Below are 19,273 nucleotides of genomic sequence, written 5' to 3' on the forward strand. Positions count from 1 at the left end.
AGCCAACGTGTGTTGAGTGATGAATGTTAGCCTTCCTGCGCCCGATAAGCCCCAGGCGTTAACCCCGTCCATTTCTTAAACGCCCGATGAAACGCCGACGGCTCGGAAAACCCCAGCTGCTCGGCAATATCCTGAATCGCCAACTCGTCACGTCCCAGGTGGTAAATCGCCAGGTCGCGGCGCAGATGGTCTTTCAACTCCTGAAAACTCGAGCCTTCCTCGCGCAAATGCCGGCGCAGGGTCTGTGGGCTCATATGCAGTTGCTGGGCGACGGCATCCAGATCCGGCCAGTGGCTGCAGTCGCGGCCGAGTAGGCGGCGGATCTGGCTGATCAGGCTGTCGCCGCCATCCGGGCGGGCCAGCAGGTCGGCGGGGGAGTGTTGAAGGAATTGCTTGAGGGTGCGTTCGTCCTGCAGCAGCGGCATGGCCAGGTAGCGCGCATGGAACAGCAGGCTGGTGCGCCCGGCCGAGAAGCGTCGGGTGCAGGGGAAGAGCAGCTCGTACTCGCTGGCGTGGGCGGGTTGGCCGTAGGTGAAAGTGGCTTCTTCCAGGCGGATGCGCTGGCCGATCAGCCAGCTGCCGAGGCGATGCCAGATCACCAGTAGGCTTTCCACCAGAAAGTGATCGGGGTCCCACAGAGTGGAATCGTCCACGCTCAGCCGCGCCCAGTCGCCTTCGCGTTGGATGCTGATGGTCGGGGCCTCGGGAAACAGGCTGTAAAACAGCGCGCCGCGGCCCAGGGCTTTTTCCAGTGATCGGCAGTGGATGATGGCGTAACACATCATGGCGAAGGTGCCGCGTTTGCTGCGCAGGCGGCCGAAGCCGAGGTATTCGTCGTCGAGGCTTTCCCACAAAAGTTGTACCAAACGGGCGAACTGTTCGGGGGCGACCCGCGCGCGGGGCTCGTCGAGCAACGCCGGTTGGATGCCCAGTTGGCGCAGCAGCGGCGTGCAGTCGTGGCCCTGGCGCTCGGCCCCGCGCAAGGCAGCGCGGACAAAGTGGCTGGCGATGGTGCGTTCGCGCATGACGGCTCCTTGAAAGTTCGCCGATGGTAGGCAGCTCTCGGCGCCGCCGACAAGCCGGTCGAGCGATTGGGTCAATCCAGGCTGAGCGCATGGGTCATTGAGGCGGCGGGGGCGTGAGGCCTAACCTGCTGCACGACTTCAGCTCAGGGAGCACACCCGCATGCAGCGCCTTATTTTCGACACCGAACACAACATGTTTCGCGACGCTTTTGCCGCCTTTCTGAAAAAGGAAGTGGTGCCGCATCAGGACGAATGGGAAGCGGCCGGCGTGGTCAGCCGTGAGGTGTGGAAGAAGGCCGGCGACATGGGCTTTCTTCTGCCCTGGGCGGATGAGGAGTACGGCGGTGCCGGGCTCAAGGATTTCCGTTACGAGCAGATCATGTGCGAGGAGCTGGCCAAGATTAACGAGCCGGGTTTTATGCTGCCGCTGCACTCGGCGCTGTGCGGCCCCTATATCGCTGAGTACGGCAATGCTGAGCAGAAAGCACGCTTTATGCCGGGGATTATCAGCGGCGAGCTGATTCTGGCGGTGGCGATGACCGAGCCGAGCGCCGGTTCCGACCTGGCCGGCATGCGCACCAGCGCGGTGGATCAGGGCGATCATTACCTGCTCAATGGCTCCAAGGTGTTTATCTCCAATGGCTTGCTAGCCGATGTGGTGATTGTCGCGGCCAAGACCGACCCAGCGAATAAACACGCCATGGGGTTGTTTTTGGTTGAGCGCGGCATGGAAGGCTTTGAGCGCGGCAAGAACCTGGAAAAACTCGGCATGAAGAGCCAGGACACCGCCGAGCTGTTCTTCAATAACGTCAAAGTGCCTAAGGCCAACCTGCTGGGCGACGCCAAGGGCGGCTTCTTTTACCTGATGAATATGCTCGCTCAGGAACGCCTGACCAACGCCTGCGGCGCCGTGGCAGCGGCCGAGGCTGCGCTGCAGGTGACCATCGATTACGTGCGCGAGCGCAAGGCCTTCGACCGGCCGATCTCGCACTTCCAGAACACCCGTTTCAAACTGGCCGAGATGCGCACGCAGATCGACGTGGCGCAGGTGTTTGTCGATCGCTGTGTGGAAGACCACAACCAGAAGAAACTGACCCCGGAAGTGGCGGCCGAAGCCAAGCTCTTCACCACCGAGCTGCTGTGCAAGGTGGTCGACGAAGGCGTACAACTGCACGGCGGCTGGGGTTATATGTGGGAATACCCGATTTGCAAGATGTACGCGAACGCGCGTATCCAGCGCATTTTCGCCGGCACTTCGGAGATCATGAAAGAGATCATCAGCCGTGGGATGAAGCTTTGATAGAGGGCTAGTGGCTGAGCAGAGGCGAGACAGACAATAACAACAAGAGGTCTGCACATGGATGATCAACTACCCCTAGAGCGCCTGGCGATCTGGGTTGAAAAACGCCCCGGTGCGGTCTGGCTCAGCCAGCCGGTAAACGGTCAGTGGCATGACTTCACCTGGGCCCAGGTGGATGACCAGGCGCGGCGCATGGCCACGGCTTTGCAGGCGCTAGGCTGCGCGCCGGGTGATCGGGTGGCGTTGCTGGCGAAAAACTGCGCCGAGTGGATCATCGCTGACTTGGCGATCATGCTCGCCGGGCTGGTCAGCGTGCCGTTGTATCCGCTGCAATCGGCGGAAAGCATCGATTACGTGCTGCGCCATTCGCAGTGCAAGGTGATCTTTCTCGGCAAGCTGGATGAGCCGGTCAAGCTGGCGCCAGGCATCCCGGCTGAGATCATCCGTATCGCGATGCCGTACCCGACGCTCTCGGCCTGTCACGACTGGCATGACCTGTTGGCGGTGCATCAGCCGTTACGCGATGGCTACACGCAGTCGCCCGATGCGCTGTTGAGCATCCTCTACACCTCCGGCACCACCGGGCAGCCCAAGGGCGTGATGCTCTCGGGAAAGGCGTTTGCCATTGCCGGTGGGCGCTCGGTGAAGGAGTTGCAAATCACCGAGCAAGATCAGTACTTCTCCTACCTGCCGCTGTCGCATGCCGCCGAGCGTTTTCTGGTGGAAATGAATGCGCTTTACAGCGGCGGGCGGGTGGCCTTTGTTGAATCGCTGGAAACTTTTGCCAGCGACCTGCGCCATGTGCGGCCAACCGTGTTTTTCTCCGTGCCACGGCTGTGGACGCGCTTTCAACAGGGCGTGCTGGAAAAACTGCCGCAACCCAAGCTGGCGCGATTACTGCGCATTCCGCTGATCGGCGGCCTGGTGGGGCGCAAAATTCGCAAAGGTCTGGGGCTGGACCGTGCGCGCATTCTGGTCAGCGGCGCGGCGGCGATTCCGCGTGCGTTGCTCGACTGGTATCAGAGCATCGGCATCACCATTTGCGAGGGTTACGGTATGACCGAGCACCTGGCTTATGGCTGTTTCAACCGGCCGGGGCAGGTGCGTTTTGGCACCGTGGGCCGGCCGATGCCGGGTAATGAATTGCGTATCGCCGAGAATGGCGAAATTCTCCTGCGCTGCCCGAGCCTGATGCTGGGCTACTACCAGGGCCCGGAGAAAACCGCCGAAACCATCAGCGATGGCTGGCTGCACACCGGCGACAAGGGCGAGGTGGATGCGGCCGGTTACCTGAAAATCACCGGGCGGGTGAAGGACATCTTCAAGACCAGCAAGGGCAAGTACATCGCCCCGGCACCGATTGAAGGCGAGATTGCCAAGAACCTCTGGGTCGAGCAGGTGTGCCTGATGGGCAGCAACTTGGATCAGCCGCTGGCGCTGATCGAACTGTCGCCCGCGGCTCGTGAGCACGCTCGCGAGCGGGTGACGGCCGATCTGGTGCAGACTTTGGCGCAGCTCAATGCTCAGCTTGAGGCCCACGAGCGGCTTAGCCATTTTGTGTTGGTGCGCGAGGCCTGGACCGTGGACAACGGCTGCATGACCCCGACCATGAAGATTCGCCGCAACGTACTGGAAGCTCGCTTTGCCGATCAGCTAAGCGAACTGGATGCCAAGCAGCCGCTGCATTGGCAGTAAGCGCTTAGTAGCCCGGATGCAATCCGGGAGCCTGTTGATATTCCCGGATTGCATCCGGGCTACGGGATTGAGTTCCCCGAGGAGCTGTTATGCAAGGCCCGTTGTCGTCACTGAAAGTCCTGGATTTCTCCACCCTGTTGCCCGGGCCGTTTGCCTCGCTGCTGCTAGCCGACATGGGCGCGGAAGTGCTGCGGGTCGAGTCGCCTTCGCGCATGGATCTGGTGCGCGTGTTGCCACCGCATGACGGCGGCGTATCGGCCAGCCACGCCTACCTCAACCGCAATAAGCGTTGCATCGCTCTGGACCTGAAAAAGCCCGAAGCGGTGGAGATGGTCAAGCAGCTGGTGGCCGAGTACGACATCGTGCTGGAGCAGTTTCGCCCGGGGGTAATGGACAAGCTCGGCGTCGGTTATGAGGCGCTGAAGGCGATCAACCCGAAGCTGATTTATGTATCGATCACCGGCTACGGCCAGAGTGGGCCCTACAAGGACCGCGCTGGCCACGACATCAACTACCTGGCGTTGGCCGGTATTGCCAGCTACACCGGTCGACGTGAAACCGGGCCGCTGCCACTGGGCATTCAGGCGGCGGATATTGCTGGCGGCTCTCTGCACGGAGTGATCGGCCTGCTGGCGGCGGTGATCCAGCGTCAGGCCACGGGGCAGGGGCAGCAGGTGGATATCAGCATGACCGACTGCGCCTTCAGCCTGCACGGCATGGCCGGCGCGGGCTATCTGGCCGCCGGGGTTGAACCGGAGATGGAAAACCAGGCGCTGAATGGCGGGAGCTTCTACGACTACTACCGCACCCGCGACGGCCGCTGGTTCTCGGTCGGCAGCCTGGAGCCGCAGTTTATGCAGCAGTTCTGCGCCGCCATCGGCCGTCCGGAGCTGGCGGCGCGCGGCTTGTCGCAGAAGCCCGAAGATCAGCAGGCGCTTAAGCGCGAGATCGAAATCGAGTTCGAAAAACGCGATTTCGCCGAGTGGCGCCAGGTGTTCGCCGGCCTGGATGCCTGTGTCGAGCCGATGCTCAACCTCAGCGAGGCGGTCGAACACCCACAGATCAAGGCACGCGGCCTGGTCACCGAAGTGCCGCGGGCAGGCAATGCGCCACAGGCGCAGATTGCCTGCCCGATCAAATTTTCTAGCGGCTTACCTGAGCCTCGACATATCGGCGCAACCCTGGGTGCACACACCGCAGAAGTACTGACAGAGTTGGGCTACAGCGTCGAGCAGATCGCCCAGCTCAAGGCCGACAAGGTGGTGGCCTAACTCGGCCCACTCGCTTCGTGGGTAAAAAGGATGCTCGTCAAATAGCTGATTTTCCGGCATAAGCCTGGTGCATTCGAGTCGGCTGACTGTTCGGGAACGGTAAACATGTATCACGGGGAACGCTTCAACGCCTGGACGCATCTGGTCGGGGCGCTTCTGGCCTGCGCGGGTGCAGTGTGGCTCTTGGTGTTGGCGAGCCTGGACGGTGAGCTGCGCACGATCATCAGCGTGGCGATCTATGGCCTGACTCTGGTGCTGCTCTACAGCATCTCCACGCTGTACCACAGCGTGCAGGGCCCGGCGAAAGTGCTGATGCGTAAGCTCGATCACCTGTCGATCTACCTGCTGATTGCCGGTAGCTATACGCCTTTCTGCCTGGTGACCCTCGAAGGTGCCTGGGGCTGGACGTTGTTCGGCATCGTATGGACGCTCGCGGTGATCGGTATGCTGCAGGAGATCAAGCCGCGCTCCGAGGCGCGGGTGCTGTCGATTGTGATCTACGCCGTGATGGGCTGGATTGTGTTGATTGCGGTCAAACCGTTGATCGCTGCCCTGGGCATGGCGGGGTTTATCTGGCTGGCCGGTGGCGGGGTGCTGTACACCGTGGGGATCATCTTCTTCGCCTATGACAGCCGCTTTCGCCACTGGCACGGCATCTGGCACCTGTTCGTGATGGGCGGCAGTCTGATGCACTTTGTCGCGGTGTTACGTTACGTCCTGTAATTCCAGCAGCGGTTATTCGACCCGCTGTTCGCCGGTATAGCTCAAGGTTACTTTGCAGCGCCGACAGTAGTAGCGCCGGCCTTTGCTGACGAGGGAATGACGCTGGGCGGAAAACGGGAATTCCCCCTGTGGGCAGCTGCAACGGTAGATATAGCGGCTGACCGTGCGCCGCTGCACCGCGTAGGTGTGACAGCGATTGGGCGGTAGCTCATACACGCCGCGCATAATCAGTTGCCATTCCTCGCCATGGGGCTGGATTTTTAGGCCGAACAGCTGATGGGCGATTAGGTGCGCCACTTCATGCGGCACGGTCTGTTTGAGAAAGTCTTCGCGGTTTTCCCGGTACAGCTGCGGGTTGAAGCGCAGCTTGTTTTCCGTCAGGTGAGCCACACCGGCCTTTTGTCCACGCAGCTTGAAACTCACCTCGGCGCGGGCAAAGGGGCGTTTGAAAAAGGCTTCAGCCTGCTGGTAGCACTGTTCTACGCGGCTTAGAAGGTGTTCGGACATAAGTGCGGTGATCAGGATCGGGGCAGCGATTATGCCCAAGCAGCGCAGCGATCACAGCCCTGAAACGACGAAACCACCCGCAGGTGGTTTCGTCTTGTGTCATCAAGTGTTGCGTTAGCTGGTGTAGACCGGGCCGACCCCAAAGCCCCAGAGAATCACCGAACTGGCGATCATCGCCACCAGCACCACCAGGCCCACTGCAAGCACCGAGCTGGAGAACATAAAGCCTTCATCCTCGGGTATGCCCATAAACCTCGGGATACCGACATATAGCAGGTAAACCGTGTAGCAGATGGCTGCCGTGCCCACCATCATGGCCAGCCAAAGATGTGGATAGAGCGCCGCTAGGCCGCCGATAAACAGTGGTGTGGCGGTGTAAGCAGCAAACACCACGCATTGCGTCAGGTTCGGGCTGGCATCGTACGTGCGTGCCATCCAATGGATAAACGCCCCCATTACGGCCACGCCGGCCAGCATGGCCAGGTAAGTCATAACGGTCATTTGCAGTGCGCTGGATTCGGTCAGCATAACCGGTGTTCGGTCACCAATGGCCCAGCCAACCTGGGTGGTGCCGATGTAGGCTGATACTGCGGGAATGGCCGCAAGAATCAGCACGTGGGTGAGATACATGTGGCTGATAGTTTCTTCTTCGCCACGGATTTCCTGCCATTCCTGGTCAGGGTGGGTGAACAGTCCCCAAACGTGATGGATCATGCCAGACCTCCTGTTTTTGTAGCAGTCGCCCCCCAGCTCAGCGCCTGATTTGCATGACCAGCATCATCAGGTGCGAGGCCGAACCTATGCGACCGTATGTCGCAGTATAGGCAGCCATTACAACCTACAAAGGGGGGGCGTTAGAGCAAATCGGACTCTCAAGCGCGACCGTAATAACGTTCTAGGATTTCCATCGCCTTGTTGATTGACTGCAAACGCTCTGTGCTGCCGCCGCGATCAGGGTGATGCAGGCTGACCAGTTGCCGGTAGCGCCGTTTGATGAGGGCAGGCGTGAGCGTGTGCGGGCTGTCGCTAAGCTCAAAGAGTTCCAAGGCGGCTTGCTGTTGCTCGCCCCTCTGCAGGCGCGACCAAAAGCTGCCTAACAGCTTGGTTACAGCCAGCTCATCGGTGTCCCTGAGCTGGCTCATGTCCAAGTAATAGTCGCGCAGCGGATCATGCTCGCTTAGCTGCGCACTGCCTGGTTGATAGGGCATCAACTGAATGTGCAGCGCACTGATGTGCAAATGACCGCTATGCGTTGCCCACAGCCGGTCGCGCAAGCGATAGAGCGCGTTAAATAGCAGAAAGTGGGTACGGAACAGCACTAAGTGATCGGTCAGCGGCAGGTTGGGAATGTGCACGCACCGGTTGGCTTTTAGTTGCTGAATCAAGGAGTACTCGCCCAGGCCGGCAGGCGTTACGCGTAGCAGCTGAAGCACATGTTCGGACAAGTCGAGGTTTGGGTCTAAATCGTCGTTCATCGGCCGAGCCTAGCATTTCCCCAACTACGGGGTAGGGCGCGTCACGCTTTCTGCGTAAAATGCCGTACCTTCAATGACTTCCGGATTCCAGTGCACCATGGGTACCCTCTCGGTCAATCAGAACAAACTGCAAAAACGCCTGCGTCGCCAGGCCGGTGAAGCCGTTGCCGACTTCAACATGATCGAAGATGGCGACAAGGTTATGGTCTGCCTGTCTGGCGGCAAAGACAGTTACACCATGCTCGACGTGCTGCTGCACCTGCAAAAGGTTGCGCCGATCAAGTTCGAGATCGTTGCGGTGAACATGGACCAGAAGCAGCCAGGCTTCCCTGAGCATGTGTTGCCGGCCTATCTGGAATCCATCGGTGTGCCGTATCACATCGTTGAGAAGGACACCTATTCGGTGGTCAAGGAAAAAATCCCGGAGGGCAAGACCACCTGCTCGCTGTGCTCGCGCCTGCGCCGCGGCACGCTGTACACCTTCGCCGACGAGATCGGCGCGACCAAGATGGCCCTGGGGCACCACCGCGACGATATTCTGGAAACCTTCTTCCTTAATATGTTCTACGGCGGCACGCTCAAGGCCATGCCGCCCAAGCTGCGCGCCGACGACGGTCGCAACGTGGTGATTCGCCCATTGGCCTATTGCAGCGAGAGCGATATCGAGGCTTATAGCCAGCTCAAGGAATTCCCAATCATCCCGTGCAACCTCTGTGGTTCCCAGGAAAACCTGCAGCGTCAGGTGGTCAAGGAAATGCTCCACGAGTGGGAACGCAAGTCGCCGGGGCGAACTGAAATCATGTTTCGCGCGTTACAGAACGTGGTGCCGTCGCAGCTGGCTGACCGTAACCTGTTCGATTTCACCAGCCTGAAAATCGACGACAGTGCGACCCCGCGTTTTGTTGATGTAATGAACCTCTGATCCAGCGTTTCCCGGCTCAAGGAATGTTCGATGCGTGATTATAAATGGCTTAATGAATACTGCCTGAACCGCTTTGGCTCTGTTGCGGCTCTGGAGTCAATGCTGCCGCAGCCGCGAAGCGCCAGCGAGTTGCGCGAAATCACTGATGACCGCTACCTGTCAGTTATTAGCCTGCGAATTTTTCGTGCGGGGCTCAGGCATAGCTTAGTCGATGCCAAGTGGCCGGCGTTTGAACAGGTGTTCTTCGGTTTCGATCCGGAGAAAGTCGTGCTGATGGGCGCCGAACGCCTGGAAAACCTGATGCAGGATGCGCGCATCATCCGTCACCTGGGCAAGCTCAAAAGTGTGCCGCGTAATGCCCAGTTCATTCTCGACGTGCAGAAGGAGAAGGGGAGCTTTGGTGCGCTGATCGCCGATTGGCCCATCAGCGATATTGTTGGGCTGTGGAAGTACTTGGCCAAACACGGTAGTCAGCTCGGCGGTCTGTCTGCGCCACGCTTTTTGCGCATGGTCGGCAAAGACACCTTTGTCCCTTCCGATGATCTGGTAGCGGCATTGAAGGCGCAGAAGATTGTCGACAAAGTACCAACCAGCTTGAAAGAGCGCGCCGCGGTTCAGGAGGCCTTCAATCAGTGGCAGGAACAGAGCGGACGGCCGCTGTGTCAGCTCTCGGTGATGCTGGCGCATACAGTCAACCACTGATGCTAGAGAGCGCCCTGGCAGCAACCATTAAGCGCATCGCCGAGCAGTGGAGTAGGGTGAATGACGCTTTTTCATCCACCATGGCGCTGTTGCCCTGGACGAAAAGAGCGTCGTCCACTCACCCATAAGGATTCGAGATGGACGAGCGTCTTGTCCGTGTTGCCCAAGCAATCAAGCAGGCTGAACGCATCCTGCTGATTACCGGTGCTGGGCTGTCTGCCGATTCCGGGTTACCCACCTATCGCGGCCTTGGTGGTCTGTATAACGGCCATACCGCCGAAGGTTTGCCAATTGAGGCGGCGCTGTCCGGTTCGATGCTGCAGCGTGACCCCGCGCTGTGCTGGAAATACCTGGCGGAGCTGGGCCGCGCCTGCTTGGGCGCTCAAGCCAACGCGGGGCATTACGCAATTGCTGAGCTACAGCGCAGAAAGCCGCAGTGCTGGCTACTGACTCAGAATATCGACGGCTACCACCGCGCGGCTGGCAGCCCGATGGAGCGAGTGATCGAGATTCATGGTGAGCTGGCGCCGCTGTATTGCCAGTCGTGTGGTGCTGTCGATGGCGAGCTGGCGGCTCATCTTGAGCGGCCGCTGCCACCCAAATGTAGGCAGTGTGCCGGGGTGTTGCGCCCGCCCGTGGTGCTGTTCGAGGAAATGCTCCCCGAGCAGGCCATCGATACGCTTTACGCTGAAATGCGCAAAGGCTTCGAGGTGGTAATCAGCATCGGCACCAGCGCGAGCTTCCCCTATATCGTCGAACCCTTGCAGCAGACGCGGCAAAAAGGTGGGTTCACTGTAGAGATCAACCCGCAGCGCACTGACTTGAGCGCTCGGGTGGCTGTCCACCTGCAAGGGCGCGCTTTAGATGTTTTGCCGGAACTAGTGAGTCACATTTAGGGCCATAGAATTTGCAAATGCATGCCATAGAGGGCATAGTCGCGCTCTTGTGAAATTCACCGACACGGTCGTGCCCATGCTCAAACGCCTCGCACCCCTCGTGCCTATCGCACTTTCCCTGGCTCTCGCCGCCTGCGCCAACCATGCGCCGCAGCAGGAATTGACCACTCAACCTGCAGTGTTTTCTTCGACTGATCTCGCAGTGTTTGATGACCAAGCCAAAGAAGCCGCCCTGGGCGACTTCACTGAAGAAAAATCTTACAAACTGCCGCAATTGGCAGACAGCATCCTTTCCCACGGTTTATCTCTGGTCGGAACGCGTTACCGTTTTGGCGGTGGCTCGGTGAGCTCAGGTTTCGATTGCAGTGGTTTTATCGGGTACCTGTTTAAGGAAGAAGCGGGTATGAAATTGCCGCGCTCGACCCGCGACATGATCAATATCGATGCGCCGTTGGTTGACCGTAACGAACTTAAGCCCGGTGACCTATTGTTCTTCAGCACTGCCGGTCGCGGCCGTGTCAGCCACGCCGGCATCTACCTGGGGGATGATCAGTTCATCCATTCTTCCAGCAGTCGCAGTGGCGGCGTGCGGGTCGATAGCCTGGATGACCGCTACTGGAAGCGCACCTTCATCGAAGCCAAACGCGCCCTCGCTATGGCGCCAAGCGATCAGATAGTCCTGCATCCTTGAAGCACTATGCAGCGGTCGAAACACTAAGGCCGCTGCGTAGTCTGCACTCAATCAGTGCATCCTGATATTTTTCAACAACCTGCCAGGTAAAGCTAAAGCTTGCACTGCGATGTGCAAGCCGGCAGAGTAGGTCGCATCCCGGCTCAGGATCGCCTGTCCATGACCGCAACCGCCCGTTTCAGCCTGCTGCTAATTGTCGCGCTGCTCAGCGCCTGTTCCAGTCGCGCACCTGCTCCCTACCCGCAACCGGTTATCCAAGCTCCCAGCAGCTTTAACGGCAACGCTGATGATGTGCTGTTTCGCGCCCTTGGCTTGGTCGGCACGCCTTACCGCTACGGCGGTAATACCCCCGATACGGGCTTTGATTGCAGCGGCCTTATCGGCTACGTCTATCGCGATGCTGCAGGCATTCGCTTGCCGCGTACCACCCGTGAGTTGATTAGCATGCGCGCGCCTGGTGTCGGGCGTGATGCTTTGCAAAGTGGCGATTTGGTATTTTTTGCCACCAACGGCGGCAGTCAGGTCAGCCATGCCGGTATTTACGTCGGTGATGGTCGTTTTGTTCATGCGCCTTCCAGCGGCGGCACCGTGCGCCTGGACAGCATGAGCAACACCTATTGGCAGCGCACTTATCTGAATGCCAAGCGCGTGCTCTCTCAGGAGTTGGCAAGCAACCCCTGATAGCCGTGGTTTGTAGAGGGAGTCCGCATGACCAACCGAACGCTCAACCTTGATTGCGCCCTGTACCAGTACCTGCTGGATGTCTCCCTGCGTGAAACCCCGCTGCTCAAACGCCTGCGTGAGGAAACCGCGCAGCTGAGCACGGCGCGTTGGCAAATTGCCCCCGAGCAGGGGCAGTTTATGGCCTTGCTAGTACAACTGATGGGCGCTAAGCGAATTGTCGAAGTCGGCACCTTTACCGGCTACAGCGCCATTTGCATGGCCCAGGCCATGGGTGAAGATGGCCGGCTGATTTGCTGTGACATCCCCGGCGAATACAACGCCACGGCCGAGCGTTACTGGCGCGAGGCGGGGTTGAATGCGCGTATCGAGCAGCGCTTGGCCCCGGCGCTGGAAACCCTGGCGGCGCTGGAGGCAGAAGGCCTGGCAGGCACCCTTGATCTGCTGTTTATCGATGCCGACAAGGCCAATTACCCGGCCTACCTTGAGCATGCCCTGCGCTTGGTGCGCCAGGGCGGGTTGATTCTGTTCGATAACACCTTGTGGAGTGGTCGTGTGCTCGAGACAAGCCCCGAGAGCGCCGACACGCGTGCGATCCAGGCGCTCAACCTGGCGTTGCGTGATGATCCACGCATTGACTTGTCCCTGTTGCCACTGGGCGATGGCCTGAGCCTGTGCCGTAAACGCTGAACCCTTATGCCCGAACCGATTCGCCTGCCTGAACAACCCGATGCCTGTGAGCTTTGCGCCCGCGCGGCGGTTCTGACGCGTCATCACCTGATTCCCAAAGCGCTGCACAACAAGGTCTTTGTGCAGAAACGCTTCGGTAAAAGTGAACGCATCAGTGCCACGCTCTGGGTTTGCCGCGCCTGCCACAACCAGATCCACCGGTTGTTCAGCGAAAAAGAACTGGCGCTGACCTATAACAATCGTGACAGCCTGCTCAGCGACGAACGCTTGCGTACCTTTGTCGAATGGCTGGCCAGTAAGCCAGCGGGCTTTATGCCCAAGCACTGATGCGTCGCGTTGTGGGCGGAAGGGCGGCTGCCTGCAGCGCATTCGTTTGACGCTTAATCGCGAACTCTCTACCCTTCGCGGCTTGTAGCAGGTGCCCCCGACGCTGTGCGTGCGCGGGGTGAAACTGGGAAGTCGGTGCGCTGTGCGTTTTACGCCAGCCATTCCGACGCTGCCCCCGCAACGGTAAGTGAGTTAAACGCCGCAAATGCCACTGTGCTCAAGCATGGGAAGGTGCGGTTCAGAGCCCTGTCGGCAGGTTCTGAGGACCTAAGGGTTCGCTCACAAGCCCGGAGACCGGCCTGCTGCAGTCCACGGCATCGCGGAGGGCGATGGCTGGCGTGGGTTTTGCGTGCGCGCGCCCGCGCTTTTTCTACCTCCGCATGCTTTTTTCAGCCCAATCGCCCTGTGGCGGTGGAGCAGTGCGATGACTGAATCGATTGAACGTGACGCCCGGCATAAGGCGCGCATGGCCCGCAAGAAAGCCCTTATCGACGAGAAAATCGCCCAAGCCCAGGACGAATATGGCCTGTTACTGGTGCACAGCGGCAATGGCAAGGGCAAAAGCAGCAGCGCTTTTGGCATGGTTGCCCGCGCGCTGGGCCACGGTCTCAAGGTCGGCGTGGTGCAATTTATCAAGGGCGCAGCCAGCACCGGTGAAGAAGCTTTCTTCCGCCGTTTTCCCGATGAGGTCAGCTACCACGTGATGGGCGAGGGCTTTACCTGGGAAACCCAGGACCGCCAACGCGATATCGACAAGGCCTGCGAAGCCTGGGCGGTGGCGGCGCAGCTGCTCAACGACCCGGCCATCGGCCTGGTGGTGCTCGATGAGCTGAACATTGCGTTGAAATACGGCTACCTGGAACTTGACGCGGTTCTTGCTGATATTGAAGCGCGGCCGCTGCTGCAGCATGTGGTGGTAACCGGTCGAGGTGCGCTCCCGGGGATGATCGACGCGGCAGATACCGTCACCGAGATGAGCCTGGTCAAGCACGCGTTCAAGGCCGGGGTGAAGGCGCAGAAAGGAATCGAGTTTTAATGAATCAGTCCTTTGCGCGGTCATGCCCAGCGCTACTGATCGCCGCACCGGCTTCCGGCCAGGGCAAAACCACGGTCACCGCTGCCTTGGCGCGCTTGCACTCGCGCCAAGGCAAGCGGGTGCGGGTGTTCAAGTGCGGCCCCGACTTTCTCGACCCGATGATTCTCGCCCGCGCGAGCGGCGCGCCGGTGTATCAGCTTGACCTGTGGATGGTCGGCACAGCGGAAAGCCGCCGCTTGCTGTGGGAGGCCGCCGGTGAGGCTGATCTAATTTTGATTGAAGGGGTCATGGGCTTGTTCGACGGCACGCCATCGGCGGCCGACCTGGCCCGGCACTTTGGCGTGCCGGTGCTGGCGGTGATCGACGGCTCAGCCATGGCGCAGACCTTTGGCGCTATGGCCCATGGTCTGGCAACGTTTCAGCCCGATTTGCCGTTTTCCGGCGTACTCGGTAACCGGGTCGGCAGCGTGCGGCATGGCGAGATATTGCGCGATGCACTGCCAGCCTCGATCCGGTGGTATGGCGCCTTGCCGCGCAGCGCCGAAGTCGGCTTACCCAGCCGGCATTTGGGCCTGGTGCAGGCGGGCGAGTTGGTTGACCTGGATGCCCGCCTGGACGCCGCCGCCGATGCGTTGGCCGCCAGCGCGGATACCGATTTGCCGCCGCCCGTCAGCTTTGCCGCACCGGAACAGGCGCGACCGACAGCGTTGCTTAAAGGGGTGCGGATCGGCGTGGCGCGCGACAGCGCGTTTGCCTTTCTCTATCAGGCTAATCTCGACCTGCTACGCGAGCTGGGCGCTGATTTGCAGTTCTTTTCACCGCTCAACGATGAGCAGTTGCCGGATGTCGACAGCCTGTACCTGCCTGGCGGTTATCCGGAGTTGCACCTGGCCCGCCTTGAAGCCAACCAACTGATGGCCGCATCGATTCATGCCCATTATGAAGCCGGTAAACCGATCCACGCCGAGTGCGGCGGCATGCTTTATCTGCTCGACAAACTGACCGACAAGCAGGGCGTCAGTGGGCAGATGCTTGGCTTGTTAAGCGGCGAGGCGACTCTGCAACCACGCATGACCGCCATGGCCTTGCAGCAGGCCGAGCTGCCGGAAGGGCTGCTGCGCGGTCACAGCTTCCATTACTCGGCGCTCAGCAGCGAGCTGCAACCACTGACCCGTGGCGAATGCCCGAATTACAAGCGCACCCGTGAGGCGGTCTATCGCCAGGGCCGGCTGACGGCTTCTTATATCCACTTTTATTTGCCGTCCGATCCGGCTGCCGCCGCCGCGCTATTCCACCCCGGAGCATCGCTATGAGTGAGCACGCCTTCAGCCCGGCGGAGCGCGCTGCGGTGTATCGCGCCATCGCCGAGCGCCGTGATATGCGTCATTTCAGCGGCGGTGAAGTGGCCCCTGAGCTGCTTGCGCGCTTATTGGAAGCGGCGCACCAGGCTCCCAGCGTCGGCTTGATGCAGCCCTGGCGGTTTATCCGCATCACTCGCCCGGCTCTACGTGAGTCGATTCACGGCCTGGTCGAAGAGGAACGTGTGCGTACTGCCGAGGCGTTGGGCGAGCGCAGTGATGAATTTATGCGGCTGAAAGTCGAGGGCATCCGCGACTGTGCCGAGCTGTTGGTGGTGGCCCTGATGGAGGGGCGCGAGGCCCACGTCTTTGGCCGGCGCACTTTGCCTGAAATGGACCAGGCATCCCTGGCCTGCGCCATCCAAAACCTCTGGCTGGCGGCCCGCGCCGAGGGTTTAGGGCTTGGCTGGGTTTCGCTATTCGAACCGCAAGCGCTGGCGGATTTACTCGGCATGCCAGCTGGCAGCAAACCGCTGGCAGTGCTATGCCTGGGGCCTGTTGAAGCGTTTTATGACGCACCAATGTTGGTGCAAGAAGGTTGGGCCACGCCGCGGCCACTGAGTGAACTGTTGTTTGAAAACCACTGGGGCAACACATGAGCCTGGTTCTGAGCACCTGTGCGGGGGTTGCTCTGGATGCAGCCTTTGGTGAGTCCAAGGGGTGGCACCCGTTAGTGGCGTTTGGGCAGTTGGCTGAGCGCATTGAGCAGCGGTTCAACCCAGCGGGGGGCGGTTGGCGCAGCCACGGCGTTAGCGCCTGGTTCCTGGCGGTATTGCCGCTGACACTGCTGACCTGGCTGCTGTCGCAGATCAGCGGGTTGGGCTGGGCGGTGGAGATTGTTGCGCTGTATGCGGCGCTCGGGTTGCGCAGTCTGGGTGAGCACGCCATGCCAGTGGCCCAGGCGCTGCGTTTGGGAGATTTGCGCCTGGCCCGTGAGCGCGTCGGTTATATGGTCAGCCGCAATACTGCGCAGTTGGATGCCACCGGGGTAGCCCGCGCGGGCACTGAATCGGTGCTGGAAAACGGCAGCGATGCGGTATTTGCCGCCATGTTCTGGTTTGTGATTGCCGGTGCGCCGGGTGTGGTGCTGTATCGCCTGAGTAATACCCTGGATGCCATGTGGGGCTACCGCAACGAGCGCTTTGAGCGCTTCGGCTGGGCCGCTGCGAAGATCGATGATGGGCTTAATTACCTGCCCGCCCGATTGGTTGCCCTGACGTATGCGCTGCTCGGCAAAACCGCCTTGGCGCTGCGCTGCTGGCGCACGCAAGCACCTGTGTGGGACAGCCCGAACGCGGGGCCGGTCATGGCCGCTGGAGCCGGGGCGCTGGGCGTTAGCCTAGGCGGCGCGGCGGAGTATCACGGTGAGTTGCATGTACGACCTGAGCTGGGTGCGGGGCCACAGCCCAAGGCGCGCGATATCGAACGGGCACTCAATTTGGTTAACGCCGGTGTGCTGTTGTGGTTAGCGTTGTTGCTTCTCTGGGGGCTTTTTTATGCTTGAACATGGCGGTCGCCTGCGCGCGGCATCTTTGCGTTATGGCATTGCCCTGGCGGAATGGCTCGATCTTTCAACGGGCATCGCGCCTTACGGTTGGCCGCTGCCCGCGATTGCAGCGAGTGCCTGGACACGCCTGCCCGAGCAGCACGATGGCCTGGAAATCGCTGCCCGCGATTACTACGGTGTCAGCAACCTGCTGCCGGTGGCCGGCTCCCAGGCGGCGATTCAGGCGCTGCCGCGGTTGCTGCGCAACGTCACGGTCGGCATCGTTTCGCCTGCTTATGCCGAACACGCCGCTGCCTGGCAGCGTGAAGGCCATCGTTTGCTAGAGCTCAGCGAAGGCGGCATCGAGCGGGCGCTGGAGCGCTTGGATGTGCTGCTACTGGTTAATCCCAATAATCCAACCGGGCGGCGTATCGAACCCCAGCGTTTGTTGGACTGGCACGCACGACTGGCCGAACGCGGCGGCTGGCTGGTGGTGGATGAAGCCTTTATCGATTGCACCCCCGAATTCAGTTTGGCGGCCTTTAGCGAGCGGCCAGGGCTGATCGTATTGCGCTCGTTCGGCAAGTTCTTCGGTTTGGCCGGTATTCGCTTGGGCTTTGTGTTGGCCCAGCCGGCCGTGCTGGAACAACTGGCTGAGCTGCTTGGGCCCTGGGCAATCAGTGGGCCAAGCCGGGTGGTGGCCACCGCGTTGCTGCAGGATCACGCGGGCCAGCGTGTGCAGCGTGAGCGCTTGTTAGTTGATGGTGAGCGGCTGGCCGCGTTACTCAGCGCGCAAGGGTTTGCTCCCACGGGTGGCTGCGCGCTGTTTCAGTTCTGCTGCACGCCCAATGCCACCGAGTTGCATGAGTTTCTTGCCGCGCAGGGCATCCTTACCCGGCTGTTTGCCAGCCCGCTAAGCCTGCGTTTTGGGCTGCCGGCAGATGAGGTCGGTTGGCAGCGTTTACAGCAGGCCCTCGCAGCCTTTGCCAAGGAATCCTAATGACCACTTTGATGGTGCAGGGCACCACCTCGGATGCCGGCAAAAGCACCTTGGTAACCGCGTTATGCCGCTGGCTTAAGCGCCAGGGCGTGAGCGTGGTGCCGTTTAAACCACAGAATATGGCGCTCAATTCGGCCGTCACGGCCGATGGCGGCGAGATCGGCCGCGCCCAGGCGGTGCAGGCCCAAGCCGCTGGGCTGGCGCCGCATACCGACATGAACCCGGTGCTGCTCAAGCCTAATAGCGACACCGGTGCTCAGGTGATCATTCATGGCCGCGCGGTCTGCAGCATGAATGCCGTGGCCTATCACGACTACAAAAAGGTGGCGATGCAGGCGGTGTTGCAGTCGCACCAACGCCTGAGCGCGGCTTACCCGGTGGTGATGGTGGAGGGCGCCGGGTCTCCAGCGGAGATCAATCTGCGTGCTGGCGATATCGCCAATATGGGCTTTGCCGAAGCCGTGGACTGCCCGGTGGTTCTGATTGCTGATATCGACAAAGGCGGTGTGTTCGCCCATCTGGTCGGCACCTTGGCGTTGCTCTCCGAAAGCGAGCAGGCGCGGGTGCAGGGCTTTGTAATTAACCGCTTTCGCGGCGATATCGCCCTGTTGCAGCCGGGGCTGGATTGGCTGGAGCAGCGCACCGGCAAACCGGTGCTCGGCGTATTGCCCTACCTGATGGATTTCCATCTGGAAGCCGAAGACGCCATCGACATTCGCCAGAGCGTCAAGGCGGCCGAGGTGATCAAGGTGGTGGTGCCGGTGTTGCCGCGCATCAGCAACCACACAGACTTCGACCCGCTGCGCTTGCACCCGCAGGTCGAGCTGACCTTTGTCGGCCCGGGTCAGGCGATTCCCCCAGCTGATCTGATTATCCTGCCTGGCTCGAAAAGCGTGCGCAGCGATCTGGCTTTTCTCCGTCAGCACGGCTGGCCAGCGGCCATTGCCAAACACCTGCGTTATGGCGGCAAGCTGCTGGGTATCTGCGGCGGGCTGCAGATGCTCGGCACCCAGATCGAAGACCCGCATGGCCTGGAAGGTGCGGCGGGTTCAAGTCCGGGGCTGGGGCTGCTGGATTTCAGCACCGTGCTGGAACCGGAGAAGCAGCTGCGTAATGTGCGTGGCCATCTATGTCTGGAAAATGCTCCGGTTAGCGGGTATGAAATTCATGCTGGGGTCAGCTCTGGTCCAGGTTTGAATGCGGCGGTGCGACTCGACGATGGCCGTGCCGATGGTGGCCTGAGCGCGGACGGCCAGGTGCTCGGCACCTACCTGCACGGTCTATTTGAAACCCCAGAGGCGTGCAGCGCCTTGTTGCGTTGGGCCGGGCTACGCGAGGTGCAGCAGGTGGATTACCACGCCCTGCGTGAGCGTGACATCGAGCGTTTGGCCGATCTGGTCGAGGCGCATCTGGATACGACAAAACTGCGAACGCTATGTGGCCTTTAGGGCGGATCACGCTCTACCGATCCACCTTTTGCGGCCGGGT

General features: G+C 60.6%; 21 protein-coding genes and 1 riboswitch. Of the genes, 17 read left to right on the top strand and 4 right to left on the bottom strand.

The window, feature by feature from the left end; all coding sequences use genetic code 11:
* Positions 1–26: 26 nt before the first annotated feature.
* Positions 27–1,025 carry an AraC family transcriptional regulator gene (locus AC0J6G_RS06805; protein WP_475252479.1) on the bottom strand — a complete coding sequence of 333 codons (999 nt, stop codon included), beginning with the start codon at positions 1,023–1,025 and terminating at the stop codon, positions 27–29.
* 160 nt (positions 1,026–1,185) lie between these two features.
* Between AC0J6G_RS06805 and AC0J6G_RS06810 the strand changes: the two genes are divergently transcribed.
* From AC0J6G_RS06810 to trhA, 4 genes are all read left to right on the top strand, one after another.
* On the top strand, positions 1,186–2,325 hold the full coding sequence (locus AC0J6G_RS06810) for an acyl-CoA dehydrogenase family protein (protein ID WP_475252481.1): 1,140 nt from the start codon (positions 1,186–1,188) through the stop codon (positions 2,323–2,325).
* A gap of 57 nt (positions 2,326–2,382) precedes the next feature.
* Positions 2,383–4,020 carry an AMP-binding protein gene (locus AC0J6G_RS06815; protein WP_475252483.1) on the top strand — a complete coding sequence of 546 codons (1,638 nt, stop codon included), beginning with the start codon at positions 2,383–2,385 and terminating at the stop codon, positions 4,018–4,020.
* 89 nt (positions 4,021–4,109) lie between these two features.
* A complete protein-coding gene (locus AC0J6G_RS06820; RefSeq protein ID WP_475252485.1) occupies positions 4,110–5,291 on the top strand; it encodes a CaiB/BaiF CoA transferase family protein in 1,182 nt (393 codons plus the stop codon).
* Between the two features lie 105 nt (positions 5,292–5,396).
* Positions 5,397–6,014 (top strand): PAQR family membrane homeostasis protein TrhA, encoded by a 618-nt coding sequence (gene trhA, locus AC0J6G_RS06825; RefSeq protein WP_475252487.1) that lies wholly within the window; start codon positions 5,397–5,399, stop codon positions 6,012–6,014.
* Between the two features lie 12 nt (positions 6,015–6,026).
* On the opposite strand, the gene AC0J6G_RS06830 is transcribed toward trhA, so the two are convergent.
* From AC0J6G_RS06830 to AC0J6G_RS06840, 3 genes are all read right to left on the bottom strand, one after another.
* Complete coding sequence (locus AC0J6G_RS06830; protein ID WP_475252489.1) at positions 6,027–6,521, bottom strand: SprT family zinc-dependent metalloprotease; 495 nt, start codon at positions 6,519–6,521, stop codon at positions 6,027–6,029.
* A 114-nt stretch (positions 6,522–6,635) separates the two neighbouring features.
* The gene (locus AC0J6G_RS06835) at positions 6,636–7,235 is read right to left on the bottom strand and encodes a Yip1 family protein (protein ID WP_475252491.1); all 600 of its coding nucleotides are present in this window, start codon (positions 7,233–7,235) and stop codon (positions 6,636–6,638) included.
* A gap of 158 nt (positions 7,236–7,393) precedes the next feature.
* Positions 7,394–7,996, bottom strand: coding sequence for a DNA-J related domain-containing protein (locus AC0J6G_RS06840; protein WP_475252493.1), 603 nt, complete (start codon positions 7,994–7,996; stop codon positions 7,394–7,396).
* Positions 7,997–8,093: 97 nt separating this feature from the next.
* Between AC0J6G_RS06840 and ttcA the strand changes: the two genes are divergently transcribed.
* From ttcA to AC0J6G_RS06905, 13 genes are all read left to right on the top strand, one after another.
* The gene (gene ttcA / locus AC0J6G_RS06845; protein ID WP_475252495.1) at positions 8,094–8,918 is read left to right on the top strand and encodes a tRNA 2-thiocytidine(32) synthetase TtcA; all 825 of its coding nucleotides are present in this window, start codon (positions 8,094–8,096) and stop codon (positions 8,916–8,918) included.
* A gap of 30 nt (positions 8,919–8,948) precedes the next feature.
* A complete protein-coding gene (locus AC0J6G_RS06850; RefSeq protein WP_475252497.1) occupies positions 8,949–9,620 on the top strand; it encodes a DNA-3-methyladenine glycosylase I in 672 nt (223 codons plus the stop codon).
* A 137-nt stretch (positions 9,621–9,757) separates the two neighbouring features.
* Complete coding sequence (locus tag AC0J6G_RS06855; RefSeq protein ID WP_475252499.1) at positions 9,758–10,516, top strand: NAD-dependent deacylase; 759 nt, start codon at positions 9,758–9,760, stop codon at positions 10,514–10,516.
* A 76-nt stretch (positions 10,517–10,592) separates the two neighbouring features.
* Entirely contained in the window at positions 10,593–11,207 is a 615-nt protein-coding gene (locus AC0J6G_RS06860; RefSeq protein ID WP_475252501.1) for a C40 family peptidase, read from the top strand.
* A gap of 159 nt (positions 11,208–11,366) precedes the next feature.
* Positions 11,367–11,888, top strand: coding sequence for a C40 family peptidase (locus AC0J6G_RS06865; protein WP_475252503.1), 522 nt, complete (start codon positions 11,367–11,369; stop codon positions 11,886–11,888).
* Between the two features lie 27 nt (positions 11,889–11,915).
* Positions 11,916–12,578 carry an O-methyltransferase gene (locus AC0J6G_RS06870; RefSeq protein WP_475252505.1) on the top strand — a complete coding sequence of 221 codons (663 nt, stop codon included), beginning with the start codon at positions 11,916–11,918 and terminating at the stop codon, positions 12,576–12,578.
* A gap of 6 nt (positions 12,579–12,584) precedes the next feature.
* Positions 12,585–12,905: a hypothetical protein gene (locus AC0J6G_RS06875; RefSeq protein ID WP_475252507.1), complete on the top strand. Its 321-nt coding sequence runs from the start codon at positions 12,585–12,587 to the stop codon at positions 12,903–12,905.
* Positions 12,906–12,977: 72 nt separating this feature from the next.
* Positions 12,978–13,222: riboswitch (cobalamin riboswitch) on the top strand.
* Positions 13,223–13,329: 107 nt separating this feature from the next.
* The gene (cobO, locus tag AC0J6G_RS06880; RefSeq protein ID WP_475252509.1) at positions 13,330–13,941 is read left to right on the top strand and encodes a cob(I)yrinic acid a,c-diamide adenosyltransferase; all 612 of its coding nucleotides are present in this window, start codon (positions 13,330–13,332) and stop codon (positions 13,939–13,941) included.
* Complete coding sequence (locus AC0J6G_RS06885) at positions 13,941–15,254, top strand: cobyrinate a,c-diamide synthase (RefSeq protein WP_475252511.1); 1,314 nt, start codon at positions 13,941–13,943, stop codon at positions 15,252–15,254. The genes cobO and AC0J6G_RS06885 overlap by 1 nt, the downstream gene beginning before the upstream one ends.
* The gene (gene bluB / locus AC0J6G_RS06890; protein WP_475253635.1) at positions 15,245–15,898 is read left to right on the top strand and encodes a 5,6-dimethylbenzimidazole synthase; all 654 of its coding nucleotides are present in this window, start codon (positions 15,245–15,247) and stop codon (positions 15,896–15,898) included. The genes AC0J6G_RS06885 and bluB overlap by 10 nt, the downstream gene beginning before the upstream one ends.
* Positions 15,895–16,803 carry an adenosylcobinamide-phosphate synthase CbiB gene (cbiB, locus tag AC0J6G_RS06895; RefSeq protein ID WP_475252513.1) on the top strand — a complete coding sequence of 303 codons (909 nt, stop codon included), beginning with the start codon at positions 15,895–15,897 and terminating at the stop codon, positions 16,801–16,803. Before bluB ends, cbiB begins: the two co-directional genes overlap by 4 nt.
* Positions 16,796–17,785, top strand: a complete 990-nt coding sequence (cobD, locus tag AC0J6G_RS06900; protein ID WP_475252515.1) for a threonine-phosphate decarboxylase CobD — start codon at positions 16,796–16,798, stop codon at positions 17,783–17,785. The genes cbiB and cobD overlap by 8 nt, the downstream gene beginning before the upstream one ends.
* On the top strand, positions 17,785–19,233 hold the full coding sequence (locus AC0J6G_RS06905; RefSeq protein ID WP_475252517.1) for a cobyric acid synthase: 1,449 nt from the start codon (positions 17,785–17,787) through the stop codon (positions 19,231–19,233). The genes cobD and AC0J6G_RS06905 overlap by 1 nt, the downstream gene beginning before the upstream one ends.
* Positions 19,234–19,273 lie beyond the last annotated feature (40 nt).

Source organism: Pseudomonas sp. TS_SC_3 (assembly GCF_056156225.1).